Origin of the sequence: Pseudomonas japonica (assembly GCF_013522925.1) — a bacterium.
Lineage (GTDB): Bacteria > Pseudomonadota > Gammaproteobacteria > Pseudomonadales > Pseudomonadaceae > Aquipseudomonas > Aquipseudomonas japonica_A.
This window is the reverse complement of sequence record NZ_JAAMQU010000004.1, coordinates 151,680-165,344: the sequence shown is the minus strand read 5'-3', so window position 1 is coordinate 165,344 and position 13,665 is coordinate 151,680. Positions and strand designations below refer to the sequence as shown.

Here is a 13,665-nt window from a genome sequence, read left to right as displayed (position 1 = left end):
TGCCGCTGTCTACGCTCAAGCTGTTCAGAAAAAATGACCGCGCGGTCGCGACAGTGGCCCGTTTTCGGGCGATTGACATTCCAAGGGTTTTCGCTGAAGGTGTGCACACCCGAATCAAACGGGCGTATGAATCGAGCGTTTGCCATCGCTTCAGCGTCCGAACGCGTGTTGGCGGGTAAGCCGCAGGGCTGCTCCAATGCGTAACGTTTAGCTTCCATTCCTGGAGATCAGTTGATGATTTACGAAGGTAAAGCCATCACGGTTAAGGCTCTTGAAAGTGGCATCGTCGAACTGAATTTCGACCTCAAGGGTGAGTCCGTCAACAAGTTCAACCGCCTTACCCTCAGCGAGCTGCGCGAGGCGGTGGAAGCGCTCAAGGCCGATGCGTCGGTCAAGGGCGTGGTGGTTACCAGTGGCAAGGATGTGTTCATTGTCGGCGCTGATATCACCGAGTTCGTCGATAACTTCAAGTTGCCCGAAGCCGAGCTGACCGCCGGAAACCTCGAAGTCAACCGGATCTTCAGCGATTTTGAAGACCTGGCATGCCCTACCGTGGTCGCGATCAACGGCATCGCCCTGGGTGGCGGCCTGGAAATGGCCCTGGCGGCAGACTTCCGCGTGATGTCCACGGCGGCGAAGATCGGCTTGCCTGAAGTGAAGCTGGGCATCTACCCAGGTTTTGGCGGTACCGTTCGCCTGCCGCGCCTGATTGGCGCTGATAACGCCATCGAATGGATTGCCTCAGGCAAGGAACAGCGCCCGGACGACGCCCTGAAAGTTGGCGCCGTGGACGTGGTGGTTGCGCCTGAGCTGCTTCAGGCCGCCGCGCTGGACTTGCTCAAGCGCGCTATCTCCGGCGAAATCGACCATCTGGCTCGTCGCCAGCCCAAGCTGGAAAAGCTCAAGCTGAATGCCATCGAGCAAATGATGGCTTTCGAAACCGCCAAGGGCTTCGTTGCTGGCCAGGCCGGGCCGAACTACCCGGCACCGGTAGAGGCGATCAAATCCATCCAGAAAGCCGCGAACTTCGGTCGCGACAAGGCTTTGGAAATCGAAGCCGCCGGCTTCGTGAAGATGGCCAAGACCTCTGCCGCCGAAAGCCTGATCGGGCTGTTCCTGAACGATCAGGAGCTCAAGCGCAAGGCCAAGGTGTATGACAAGCAGGCCCGTGATGTAAATCAGGCGGCTGTATTGGGCGCTGGCATCATGGGTGGGGGCATCGCCTACCAGTCGGCGTACAAAGGCACCCCGATCCTGATGAAGGACATCAATGAGAAGGGTATCGAGCAGGGCCTCAACGAAGCCTCCAAGCTGTTGGGCAAGCAGGTCGAAAAAGGCCGCCTGACCCCCGCGAAGATGGCTGTTGCCCTCAATGCCATTCGCCCCACGCTGTCCTATGGCGATTTTGGCCATGTGGACATCGTGGTCGAGGCCGTGGTCGAGAACCCGAAGGTCAAGCAAGCCGTGTTGGCCGAAGTGGAAAACCACGTGAAGGACGACGCCATTCTGGCTTCGAACACCTCCACCATTTCCATCAGCCTGCTGGCCAAGGCCCTGAAGCGGCCCGAGAACTTCGTGGGCATGCACTTCTTCAACCCGGTGCACATGATGCCGCTGGTGGAAGTGATCCGTGGCGAGAAGTCCAGCGAGCAAGCGGTGGCCACCACCGTCGCCTATGCCAAGAAAATGGGCAAGAACCCGATCGTGGTCAACGACTGCCCGGGCTTTTTGGTCAACCGTGTGCTGTTCCCGTACTTCGGCGGTTTCGCCAAGCTGGTGAGCGCGGGCGTAGACTTCGTGCGCATCGACAAGGTCATGGAAAAATTCGGCTGGCCCATGGGCCCTGCGTACCTGATGGACGTGGTCGGCATCGACACCGGCCACCACGGTCGTGATGTGATGGCCGAAGGCTTCCCGGACCGCATGAAGGATGACCGTCGCAGCGCCATCGACGCGCTGTATGAGGCCAACCGCCTGGGTCAGAAGAACGGCAAGGGCTTCTATGCCTACGAGACCGACAAGCGTGGCAAGCCGAAGAAAGTGGCCGATGCCGCAGTACTGGACGTGCTCAAGCCGGTCATTTACGAGCAACGCGAAGTCACCGACGAAGACATCATCAACTGGATGATGATCCCGCTGTGCCTGGAGACGGTTCGCTGCCTCGAAGACGGCATCGTCGAAACCGCAGCCGAAGCGGACATGGGCCTGGTGTACGGTATCGGCTTCCCTCCCTTCCGCGGTGGCGCACTGCGTTACATCGACGCGATCGGCGTGGCCGAATTCGTAGCCATTGCCGACCGTTACGCCGAGCTGGGCCCGCTGTACCACCCCACCGAGAAGCTGCGCGAAATGGCCCGTACCGGCCAGCGTTTCTTCGGTTGAGCCGCCCGACAACAGAGCGAGATTTTGCACTATGAGCCTGAATCCAAGAGATGTGGTGATCGTCGACTTCGGTCGTACACCCATGGGCCGCTCCAAGGGCGGCATGCATCGCAATACCCGCGCCGAGAACATGTCGGCGCTGCTGATCGACCAGTTGCTGGCGCGTAACCCGGGTGTAGACCCCAACGAAGTCGAAGACGTGATCTGGGGCTGTGTGAACCAGACCCTCGAGCAAGGCTGGAACATCGCGCGAATGGCATCGTTGATGACGCGCATTCCTCATACGTCGGCGGCGCAAACCGTGAGCCGTCTGTGCGGTTCGTCCATGAGCGCGCTGCACACCGCTGCCCAGGCCATCCAGACCGGCAACGGCGATGTGTTCGTGATCGGCGGCGTGGAGCACATGGGCCACGTGAGCATGATGCACGGCGTGGACCCGAACCCCCATATGTCGCTGCATGCGGCCAAAGCCGCCGGCATGATGGGCCTCACGGCCGAATTGCTGGGCAAGATGCACGGCATCACCCGCGAGCAGCAGGATGCCTTTGGTGTGCGTTCGCACCAGTTGGCGCACAAGGCGACAGTCGAGGGCTTGTTCAAGGACGAAATCATCCCCATGGAGGGGTATGACGAGAACGGCTTCCTGAAGGTTTTCGACTACGACGAAACCATTCGCCCGGAAACCACGCTCGAAGGCCTGGCATCGCTCAAGCCGGCATTCAACCCCAAAGGCGGTACCGTGACCGCGGGCACTTCGTCGCAGATCACCGACGGTGCCTCGTGCATGATCGTGATGTCGGCCCAGCGCGCGAAAGACCTGGGCCTTCAGCCGATGGCGGTGATCCGCTCGATGGCGGTAGCCGGTGTCGACCCGTCGATCATGGGCTACGGGCCTGTGCCTGCTACCCAGAAGGCCCTCAAGCGCGCCGGCCTGACGGTAGCGGACATCGACTGCTTCGAGCTTAACGAAGCCTTTGCGGCGCAGGCATTGCCGGTGCTGAAAGACCTCAAGGTGCTCGACAAGATGGACGAAAAGGTGAACCTGCACGGCGGCGCGATTGCCTTGGGGCATCCTTTCGGTTGCTCGGGTGCCCGTATTTCCGGCACTCTGCTTAATGTAATGAAGCAAAAGGGCGCCACCCTCGGCGTTGCCACCATGTGTATCGGTCTGGGCCAGGGCATCACCACGGTGTTCGAACGCGTCTGATCCTGCGTGTGTCAAAGACCGGGGCCAGGCGCCCCGGTTTTTGTTTTTCAGCGTTTGAAGAAGTGAGGCGGCATATGCTGTTACAACCTGGCGTCTATCGCCATTACAAAGGCCCCGAGTACCGTGTATTCGGCGTGGCGCGCCATTCCGAGACCGAGCAGCAGGTGGTGTGCTACCAGGCGCTTTATGGCGAATATGGCCTGTGGGTACGCCCGCTGGAGATGTTCCTGGAGTCTGTCGAGGTTGACGGCGAGCAGGTACCGCGCTTTGCTTTGGTGCGTGCCGAACCCAGCCTGTTCGACGCTGCCGCGAGTGATGCCATTTAGGCACTGCGCTTGACCTCACCCGGTAGCCACTATATATAGCGGGGCCTCGAAAGGCGTCACCGCCTTCAATTTCTGTTTTTAGGAATCTTCCGATCCATGGGAAAATCGCTGGTCATTGTGGAATCCCCGGCCAAGGCCAAGACGATCAACAAGTACCTGGGCAACCAGTACGTGGTGAAGTCCAGTATCGGCCACATCCGTGACCTGCCTACCAGCGGTTCGTCCACCTCCAAGGAGCCGGCCGCCCGCAAGGCCAAGGCGGCGGGCGAGGCCCCGGCATTAACACCGCGTGAAAAGGCGCGGCGTACGCTGGTAGCGCGCATGGGGGTCGATCCCGACCATGGCTGGAAGGCCAAGTACGAAATCCTTCCCGGCAAGGAGAAGGTCATCGACGAGCTGCGCAAGCTCGCCAAGGATGCCGACACCATCTATCTCGCAACCGACCTTGACCGCGAGGGGGAAGCCATCGCCTGGCACCTGCGCGAGGCAATCGGCGGCGACGATTCGCGTTACAAGCGAGTGGTGTTCAACGAAATCACCAAAAAGGCCATCCAGGAAGCGTTCTCGCAGCCAGGCGAGCTGGATATCGACCGTGTGAACGCGCAGCAGGCGAGGCGTTTCCTCGATCGCGTGGTGGGTTACATGGTATCGCCCCTGCTCTGGCAGAAAATCGCTCGTGGCTTGTCCGCCGGGCGGGTGCAGTCCGTCGCCGTGAAGCTGGTGGTGGAGCGCGAGCGTGAAATCCGTGCGTTCATCCCTCAGGAGTACTGGGAGCTGCACGCCGACCTCGCCAGCAGCAAGGCCAAGGTGCGCTTCGAAGTAGCGCGCGAGAACGGCGAAGCCTTCAAGCCACTCAACGAAACCCAAGCCATGGCGGCCGTGCAGAAGCTCAAGGCCTCCAGCTACACCGTGGCCAAGCGCGAGGACAAACCGACCAGCAGCAAGCCGTCGGCGCCGTTCATTACGTCCACACTGCAGCAGGCGGCGAGTAACCGCCTGGGCTTTGGCGTGAAAAAAACCATGATGATGGCCCAGCGCTTGTACGAAGCTGGCTACATCACCTATATGCGTACCGACTCCACCAACCTGTCGGTGGATGCGTTGGACATGGCACGTGCCTATATCGAAGGCAACTTCGGCAAGCAGTACCTGCCGGCAACGCCGAACGTCTATGGCAGCAAGGAAGGGGCCCAAGAGGCGCACGAGGCGATCCGCCCGTCCGACGTGAACCTGCACCCTTCGCAGCTCAACGGCATGGAGCGCGACGCAGAACGGCTGTACGAGCTGATCTGGCGCCAGTTCCTGGCCTGCCAGATGCCACCGGCGCAGTACCTGTCCACCACGCTTACTGTGGCGGCTGGAGACTTTGAACTGCGCGCCAAGGGCCGCATCCTGAAGTTTGACGGCTACACCAAAGTACTGCCGCAGGTGAGCAAGCCGGGCGAAGACGACGTGCTGCCTGAAATGGCCCAGGGCGAGAAGCTGCAGCTGCTTGAGCTGGACCCCACCCAGCACTTCACCAAGCCACCGGCGCGGTACTCCGAAGCCAGCTTGGTCAAGGAAATGGAAAAACGCGGTATTGGCCGGCCATCGACCTACGCTGCGATCATTTCCACCATTCAGGACCGTGGCTATGTGACGCTGCATAACCGTCGGTTCTATTCGGAAAAGATGGGCGACATCGTGACCGAGCGGTTGGGCGAAAGCTTCTCCAACCTCATGGACTACGGTTTTACCGCGGGCATGGAAGAGCACCTGGACGACGTTGCGCACGGCGAGCGGGACTGGAAGAACGTGCTGGACGAGTTCTACGAGGACTTCCGCGCAAAACTGGAAGTGGCCGAGGCCAGCGAAAACGGCATGCGCGCCAACCAGCCAACCCTCACGGACATTCCGTGCAAGGAGTGCGGCCGGCCGATGATGATCCGTACCGCATCCACGGGCGTCTTCCTGGGTTGCTCAGGCTACAGCCTGCCGCCCAAGGAACGTTGCAAGGCGACCATCAACCTGGTGCCCGGCGACGAGATCGCTGCTGACGACGAGGGCGAATCCGAATCCCGCGTACTGCTGAACAAGCACCGCTGCCCCATCTGCGCGACGGCGATGGATGCGTACCTGCTGGACGAGAAGCGCAAGCTGCACATCTGCGGTAACAACCCGGACTGCGCCGGCTACGAAATCGAGGAAGGCAGCTTCCGTATCAAGGGCTATGAAGGCCCGAGCATCCAGTGCGACAAGTGCGGCAGCGAAATGCAGCTCAAGACCGGCCGTTTCGGCAAGTTCTTCGGTTGCACCAACGCGTCCTGCAAGAACACCCGCAAGCTGCTGAAGAACGGCGAAGCGGCGCCGCCCAAGATGGACGCGGTGAAGATGCCGGAGTTGAAGTGCGAGAAGGTGGACGACACCTACGTGTTGCGTGACGGCGCCTCGGGCCTGTTCCTGGCCGCGAGCCAGTTCCCGAAAAATCGGGAAACCCGCGCGCCCCTGGTGCGCGAGCTGTTGCCTCACAAGGACGAGATCGATCCCAAGTATCATTTCCTCTTTGACGCACCCGTGAAGGACCCCGAAGGCCGCTTCTCGGTGATACGCTACAGCCGCAAGACCAAAGAGCAGTACGTGCAGACCGAAGTCGATGGCAAGCCTACCGGCTGGCGCGCCTTCTTCGATGGCACGGCCTGGAAGGTCGAAGACAAGCGTTGAATGCTCGGGGCCACAGTGCCCCGTTCATTTTTTCGGAGGTTCCCATGGCACATGAGTTGTATACCCGCACCAACCAGAAGCTCTATTTCGCAGGCTTGGCCCTTGAGGCGCTGGGGCGGGCGGAGCAGGGCGCTGCCATGAATGCAGCTGCGCTCGCTCAAGCAGAGCGTGAGGCAGTGCTGTTCCATCTTTACGGTGGGCTGCTGGGGCTATGCCATGAAATTGCAGGGTACTACCGGCTGAACGACGCCGACTCGCCAAAGGCGGAGCGGTTTCTCACGCCCGAAGCCTTGGCGGCCGCGCCTAACCCGCAGTTGGGGGAGTTGGTGGAGCTTGCAGGCAACCGGGCAACCTGGCTGGCCAGGCTGCTTTACGAATACAGCGCACTGTGGCAACCGCCACGCGCGCCACGCAAGCCCAAGCAGGACGTCACCCAACCGTTGATCCAGGCAGTAAGCCTTGATGAGCCCGAGGAACCGCCCGCACTGGGGCGGGACGAGCTGGAGGAGTGGCGCCAACAGTTGAAATCCCTGGCGGTCCGGTTCCGGGATGGGCTAAGTGAGTGCTGATTAGCTCACTGAATGTTACAATAACCGCCTTTCCCGGAGATCCCTCACGTCATGTCTACGTCTTTTCTTGAAATCGTCGAACTTCCGGATGGCCGGATCGAGCTGCGTCGCGCTGAAGACGAAGGTTCGCTGGTTACCTTGAACTTCTCCGACGATGCCAAGGCCTTTCTCCAGGGCCAGCACGTAGAAGTCGCCAAGGCCATGTTGAGCGTGGGCGTGCAAATGGCCGGCAAGCTGGTCGAAGGGGATTTCGAACACGACGACGGGCCGCGCGTACTTCACTAACGCCGGCGGCCGTTGGGCTTCAGCCCAAGCGGATATTCAGGCTTTGCGCGTCGCCCTGGCGCGCGGCGGTCACAAGCTGCTGGCGCCCGTTTGTATTCAGCGGGTTGACCCAACTGACTACTGTATGGCTTTTACCAAGGCGCAGTGCTTCGCAGGCCAACTGCAGGGGCGTTTGATTAGCCCGTGGTTGCAGCAGCAGGATGCGTTCGCGGTTGAGCCCGGCATCGCGTAGCCAGTTCTGGGTCAAACTGGCCGGCGGCGCTACCAGCGTGAGCCAGCGCATATGCTCCCCCTCGCTCAGCTCCCGTAGCATCGGTGCCAACAGGCTAAGGCAGTTTCCCGTTGCCCCCCGAAGGCTCAGCTCGCTGAACACCTCGGGTGCCTGGCTTGGCCAGCCTTCTACAGGGGCTTTCTGAAAAGCCTGACCGGGCGGCGCGATAAAGGCTTCGAACAACGACAGCTGGGTATGCTGGGCGTTATTGGGCACTATCGTGGAAAACTGCATTGTCGCCTCCTGTTTATCGGCGTATGACGCCAACGCTAAGCCCTTCGATCACCAGATCCTGCTCGCGCAGGTCCACTTCGATAGGCGCGAATTCCGGGTTTTCAGCCAGCAGCTGAACCTTGTGGCCGACACGGTTGAACCGCTTGACGGTTACTTCCTCGCCGATGCGAGCGACGACAATCTGGCCGTTGCGCGCTTCTCGGCAGGTATGGACCGCGAGCAGGTCGCCATCGAAGATGCCCACATCCTTCATGCTCATGCCATGCACGCGGAGGAGGTAGTCTGCGCGTGGATGGAAGAAGGCCGGATTGATATCGCACGTGGTCTCGATATGCTGTTCGGCAAGAATCGGGGCGCCGGCCGCTACACGGCCAATGACCGGCAACGAGGTATCGTTGGCCGAGCGCGGTTCGGCGCCGGGAATACGAATGCCACGGGATGCACCTGGGGTCATTTCAATGGCGCCCTTGCGGGCCAGCGCCTTGAGGTGCTCCTCGGCGGCGTTGGGGGACTTGAAGCCCAGCTCTTGAGCGATTTCGGCGCGGGTGGGCGGGAAGCCGTTGTCATCGAGGCAACGCTTGATGAAGGCAAGGATTTCGGCCTGGCGTGGCGTTAGTTTCTGCATGGCGTTGGCTCTGGCTTTTTATACAGTGCCTGGAATTATATACAGTATGCAGCGCTTGGCAATCCTTTCCGCTGGCGCTTCGCTGCTTGAAAGCGCGGCCGTATGGCTGGAAAATGCGCGGCCAGCTTGACAACGCGGGCGGGCCAAACGTATGTTTCAAACACCTGTTTGTCAGCCGGAGCACCCATGGCACAGTCGGAAACCGTCGAGCGCATTCTCGATGCCGCCGAACAACTGTTCGCGGAGAAGGGGTTCGCCGAAACGTCCCTGCGCCTGATCACTAGCAAGGCGGGGGTCAACCTGGCCGCCGTCAATTATCATTTCGGGTCTAAAAAGGCCTTGATCCAGGCCGTGTTCTCACGGTTCCTGGGGCCATTCTGCGCCAGCCTCGATCGGGAGCTGGAGCGCCGCGCCGCCCGCCCCGAGCACAAGGCCAGCCTGGAAGAACTGCTGGAAATCCTGGTGGATCAGGCGCTGTCGGTACAGCCGCGCAGCAATAATGACCTGTCCATTTTCATGCGTTTGCTTGGCTTGGCCTTCAGCGAGAGCCAGGGCCATTTGCGGCGCTACCTGGAAGACATGTACGGCAAGGTATTCCGTCGTTACATGCTGCTGGTGAATGAAGCTGCACCGGGCATCCCGGCGCTCGAGCTGTTCTGGCGGGTGCACTTCATGCTGGGGGCGGCGGCGTTCAGCATGTCGGGTATCAAGGCGCTGAGGGCGATCGCGGAGAACGACTTCGGGGTGGACACCTCCATCGAGCAGGTCATGCGGTTGATGGTGCCGTTCCTGGCGGCCGGCATGCGTGCCGACAGCGGTGTAAGCGACCCTGCCATGTCTTCTGCGCAATTGCGCCCCCGCAGCAAAGCGCCGGCCAAGGCCTGAGCCGCACACGACAGCCCGGTCCGGATTGGGTAAAGTAGCGACCCCGCTGCTTTCCCAAGGATTTCCCATGAGCGCCAGCCTTCAAGGCTCTCTGATGGTCGACGTTGCCGGCACCTGGCTTACCGCCGAAGACCGCCACTTGCTACGCCAGCCCCAGGTGGGCGGGCTCATCCTCTTTGCTCGCAACATTGACCACCCACGCCAGGTGCGTGACCTGTGCGCCAGCATCCGCGCCATACGGCCGGACCTGATCATCGCCGTGGACCAGGAAGGGGGCCGCGTGCAGCGCTTGCGCCGAGGGTTTGTCCGCCTGCCAGCCATGGGCCGTATAGCACAGGCCGCGAAAGGCGCTGATGCGCAAGTGCTTGCCACCCATTGCGGCTGGATAATGGCGACCGAAGTCCTCGCCGCAGGGCTGGACCTGAGCTTCGCGCCGGTGCTGGACCTGGATTACGGGCGCAGCGCTGTGATCGGGGCCCGTTCGTTCAACGGCGACGCGCAAACGGCAACCACTCTGGCCGGGGCGTTCATCGATGGCATGAATCAGGCGGGCATGGCCGCATGTGGCAAGCATTTCCCCGGCCATGGTTGGGCCGAGGCCGATTCCCACGTGGCCATCCCTGTAGATGAGCGCGGCCTGCCAACCCTGCGTGCGGGCGACATGCAACCGTTCATTCAGCTGCGCGCCAGGCTGGCGGCGGTGATGCCGGCCCATGTGATCTATCCAGCGGTGGATGAACGCCCCGCGGGCTTCTCGCGCCGCTGGCTGCAGGAAATCCTCCGAGGCGAGCTGGGCTTCGAGGGTGTGATCTTCAGTGACGACCTGTCCATGGCGGGTGCTCACGTTGCAGGCGACTCGGCCGCTCGCATCGAAGCTGCGCTGAGCGCCGGCTGTGACATGGGCCTGGTGTGCAACGACCGCGCCGCCGCCGAGCTGGCCCTGGTCGCTGCCCAGCGCCTTGGCGTAACCCCACCCGCGCGGCTGGCAGGCATGCGCCGCCGCGCTCACCCTTCCCTTGAATATCGGCAGCAGCCTCGCTGGCTCCAAGCGCTGGGTGCGCTTCGCCGGGCGGGCCTGCTTGAGCCTGGAGCTTGATCATGACCACGTACGCAATCATTGGCGGCACCGGGCTTACCCAACTTGATGGGCTGGAAATACACCGCTCGGTAGACATCGAAACCCCTTACGGCGCACCGTCCGCGCCGGTGCTGGTGGGCGAATACGCAGGCCGCGAAGTGCTGTTTCTGGCTCGTCACGGTCATCCGCACCGCTTTCCTCCCCACAAAGTGAACTACCGGGCCAACCTGTGGGCGCTGAAGCAGGCCGGCGCCGAGGCGGTGCTGGCGGTGAATGCGGTAGGCGGTATTCATTCGGCGATGGGCACGGGGCATTTTTGCGTGCCGCATCAGGTGATCGACTACACCAGCGGGCGTGAGCATACCTACTTCGCCGACGACCTGGAGCAGGTCACGCACATCGACTTCAGCTACCCCTACAGCGAGCCCGTACGCCAGCAACTAATTGCCGCGCTGGCCGCCGAGGGGCATGGGTTCAGCGACTTTGGCGTGTACGGCGCCACCCAGGGGCCACGGCTGGAGACCGTCGCCGAAATTGCCCGGATGGAGCGCGACGGCTGCGACATCGTTGGCATGACCGGCATGCCGGAGGCAGCGTTGGCCCGGGAAATCGATCTGGCGTATGCCTGCCTGGCTCTGGTGGTGAACCCGGCTGCGGGCAAAAGTACCGACGTGATTACCATGGCGGAAATCGAGGAAGCCCTGCACCAGGGGATCGGCAAGGTGAGAGGCGTATTGGGCAGGGTGCTGGCAGCCTGATTAGACCCCGCCCCGGGGCCGGGGCCGGCGCCGGTAGCCTCAGCGCTTGTCCGGCAGCGGCTCCAGCAACGCTTCGATATCTTCCGGTTGCCATCGCCAGTCTGCTGCGTGGTGGCCGTCGAGCACGCCCGCAGCAAGGGCGGTTTTCTCTTGTTGCAGCTGGGCGATCTTCTCTTCTACCGTGCCCCGGGTGATCAGCTTGAACACGAACACAGGCTTGTCCTGCCCAATGCGGTAGGCACGGTCCGTGGCCTGCTGCTCGGCCGCGGGGTTCCACCAGGGGTCGTAATGAATAACCGTGTCGGCGGCGGTGAGGTTAAGGCCTACGCCACCCGCCTTCAGGCTGATCAGGAAGATCCGCTTGCGGCCCTGCTGGAAATCCTCCACCGGTGCGCGGCGGTCGCGGCTGGCGCCGGTTAGCAGCGCGTAGTCCATGCCTCGCTGTTGCAGTTCGGCTTCGATCAGCTCCAGCATCGAGGTGAACTGGGAGAACACCAGCACCCGCCGGTCCTCGGTCATCAGCCGCTCCAGCATTTCCATCAGGCTTTCCAGCTTGCCGGAACTGCCGCCTGGCGCGTAGGCGCGTTGCTTGTCCACCAGGCGCAGGTCACAGCACACCTGGCGAAGCTTGAGCAGGGCTTCAAGAATGATGATCTGGCTACCCGCCATGCCCTTGCGGCTGATCTCCGCGCGCACCTTGCGGTCCATGGCCAGCCGTACCGTTTCGTACAGGTCACGTTGGGCGGTGTTGAGATCCACCCACTGGATGATGTCAGTCTTGGCGGGCAGTTCGGTCGCTACCTGTTCCTTGGTGCGGCGCAGCAGGAAGGGTTTGATACGGGCGTTGAGGTGCTGCAAGCGCTCCTGATCCTCATGGCGCTCGATCGGCACGCGGTAATGGGTGTTGAACGCCTTGCTGTCGCCCAGCCAGCCCGGCATCAGGAAATGGAACAGCGACCATAGCTCGCCCAGGTGGTTTTCCAGCGGCGTACCACTCAGGCACAGGCGTTGCCGGGCGTCGAAGCGGCGTGCCGCTTGCGCAGCCTTGCTGCCGGGCGTCTTGATGTACTGCGCCTCATCGAGGATGAGCACATGAAGCTTGAGCTGGCCGATACGCTCTACGTCCTTTGGCAACAGTGCGTAGGTGGTCAGCAGCAGGTCATATTCATGAAGGTGCTCGAAGTGCTTGCGGCGGCCCACGCCCTGTAGGGTGAGCACGCGCAAACCAGGGGCGAAGCGGGCGGCTTCATCCTGCCAGTTCGGAATCAGGCTGGTGGGCATCACCACCATCACGGGTCGGTCCAGCCGCCCGGCGTTCTTCTCGGTCACTACGTGCGCCAGCGCCTGGAGGGTTTTGCCCAGGCCCATGTCATCCGCCAGGATCCCGCCGACTTCCAGCTCGCGCAGGTTTTGCATCCAGCTCAGGCCATCCAGCTGATAGTCGCGCAACGTGGCATTCAGGCCCGCCGGGGAAGGAGCGTTGCGGCTGTGGATATCGCCCAGCCGGGTAGCGAGTTGGCGTAGCCGGTCACTGCCCTCCCAGCGCAGGGGCATGTCTGCCAAGGCGTTAAGCCTCGATGCATCGGGCGTGGGCAGCCGCAGCCGGGTCGCGCCGGCCTCGTGCTGGTACACGTCGCCCAGCACTGCGAGTACCGGCTTCAGCCGCCCGTAGGGCAGGGCTACTTGCAGGGCGCGCTTGCTGCTCTGCGCGGCGGGTAGCTGCAACACGAGCAGCTCCTCATCCTTGCGGCGCGCCAGGGCGGCAGGCTTGAGCACATCAGGGTGCGTGCGCACCAGGTTCAGCAGGATAGGCAGCAAACTCTGGGGTTGGCCATTGACCACAATACCCACTTCCAGGTCGAACCAGTCGTGCCCCACGGCCTCATCCAGCACGGCGTACCAGTCGTCCACGGGGGTGAGCTGGAAGCTGAAGTGTTCGCCGTACTCGATTTCCCAGCCTTGCTCGCGCAACGCGGGCAGGTCCTGCAGCACAAAGCGTAACCAGGCGCTGTCCGTGGGGAGCTCATACAGTTCGCCTGCGCTCTCCGGCAGCGCCTTGCTTTGCCGGGTGGCAATACGAAAACCCAGGCTTACAAGCTGGTCACGCAGGCGGCGTTCGGCCTGCACGTCCCGGCTAAGCGCCCCGGCACCTTGGCCGGCACGCATTGCGGAGGTGGCAGGGGAAACGTAAACACCCTCGTAGCCGAACGCCAGCGCCGCCCGATGCTGAACGTGGCGTTGCATGCGCCCGTTGCGGGGCTCGAATGCGCTGAACTCCACGCTCCCCAGCCACAGGCGGGGGCGCGGCGCCAGGGCGCCGGACACGTTCACAAGCACGGCGCAAC

12 protein-coding genes are annotated in these 13,665 nt (G+C 62.2%); 9 read left to right on the top strand and 3 right to left on the bottom strand.

What is annotated here, in order from left to right:
* Positions 1-234: 234 nt before the first annotated feature.
* The 6 genes from fadB to G7016_RS07825 all read left to right on the top strand — a co-directional run bounded on the left by fadB (position 235) and on the right by G7016_RS07825 (position 7,469).
* The gene (gene fadB / locus G7016_RS07850; protein WP_181112493.1) at positions 235-2,382 is read left to right on the top strand and encodes a fatty acid oxidation complex subunit alpha FadB; all 2,148 of its coding nucleotides are present in this window, start codon (positions 235-237) and stop codon (positions 2,380-2,382) included.
* Between the two features lie 31 nt (positions 2,383-2,413).
* Positions 2,414-3,589, top strand: a complete 1,176-nt coding sequence (gene fadA, locus G7016_RS07845) for an acetyl-CoA C-acyltransferase FadA (RefSeq protein ID WP_181112491.1) — start codon at positions 2,414-2,416, stop codon at positions 3,587-3,589.
* 74 nt (positions 3,590-3,663) lie between these two features.
* Positions 3,664-3,915 carry a DUF1653 domain-containing protein gene (locus tag G7016_RS07840; RefSeq protein ID WP_181112489.1) on the top strand — a complete coding sequence of 84 codons (252 nt, stop codon included), beginning with the start codon at positions 3,664-3,666 and terminating at the stop codon, positions 3,913-3,915.
* Between the two features lie 96 nt (positions 3,916-4,011).
* The gene (topA, locus tag G7016_RS07835) at positions 4,012-6,615 is read left to right on the top strand and encodes a type I DNA topoisomerase (protein WP_181112487.1); all 2,604 of its coding nucleotides are present in this window, start codon (positions 4,012-4,014) and stop codon (positions 6,613-6,615) included.
* A gap of 44 nt (positions 6,616-6,659) precedes the next feature.
* Complete coding sequence (locus G7016_RS07830; RefSeq protein ID WP_181112485.1) at positions 6,660-7,184, top strand: DUF6586 family protein; 525 nt, start codon at positions 6,660-6,662, stop codon at positions 7,182-7,184.
* Positions 7,185-7,235: 51 nt separating this feature from the next.
* The gene (locus G7016_RS07825; RefSeq protein ID WP_181112483.1) at positions 7,236-7,469 is read left to right on the top strand and encodes a hypothetical protein; all 234 of its coding nucleotides are present in this window, start codon (positions 7,236-7,238) and stop codon (positions 7,467-7,469) included.
* A gap of 19 nt (positions 7,470-7,488) precedes the next feature.
* On the opposite strand, the gene sulA is transcribed toward G7016_RS07825, so the two are convergent.
* A complete protein-coding gene (gene sulA / locus G7016_RS07820; RefSeq protein WP_181112481.1) occupies positions 7,489-7,974 on the bottom strand; it encodes an SOS-induced cell division inhibitor SulA in 486 nt (161 codons plus the stop codon).
* A 13-nt stretch (positions 7,975-7,987) separates the two neighbouring features.
* A complete protein-coding gene (gene lexA, locus G7016_RS07815; protein ID WP_181112479.1) occupies positions 7,988-8,599 on the bottom strand; it encodes a transcriptional repressor LexA in 612 nt (203 codons plus the stop codon).
* A 186-nt stretch (positions 8,600-8,785) separates the two neighbouring features.
* Here lexA and G7016_RS07810 point away from each other — a divergent pair, with 186 nt between their 5' ends.
* The 3 genes from G7016_RS07810 to G7016_RS07800 all read left to right on the top strand — a co-directional run bounded on the left by G7016_RS07810 (position 8,786) and on the right by G7016_RS07800 (position 11,320).
* Positions 8,786-9,484 carry a TetR/AcrR family transcriptional regulator gene (locus G7016_RS07810; protein ID WP_181112477.1) on the top strand — a complete coding sequence of 233 codons (699 nt, stop codon included), beginning with the start codon at positions 8,786-8,788 and terminating at the stop codon, positions 9,482-9,484.
* 67 nt (positions 9,485-9,551) lie between these two features.
* Entirely contained in the window at positions 9,552-10,580 is a 1,029-nt protein-coding gene (nagZ, locus tag G7016_RS07805) for a beta-N-acetylhexosaminidase (protein WP_181112475.1), read from the top strand.
* A gap of 2 nt (positions 10,581-10,582) precedes the next feature.
* Positions 10,583-11,320, top strand: coding sequence for an S-methyl-5'-thioinosine phosphorylase (locus tag G7016_RS07800; RefSeq protein ID WP_181112473.1), 738 nt, complete (start codon positions 10,583-10,585; stop codon positions 11,318-11,320).
* A 39-nt stretch (positions 11,321-11,359) separates the two neighbouring features.
* Here the strand turns inward: G7016_RS07800 and G7016_RS07795 are convergent, their stop codons facing one another.
* Positions 11,360-13,657, bottom strand: coding sequence for a DEAD/DEAH box helicase (locus tag G7016_RS07795; protein WP_308812146.1), 2,298 nt, complete (start codon positions 13,655-13,657; stop codon positions 11,360-11,362).
* Between the last annotated feature and the right edge of the window lie 8 nt (positions 13,658-13,665).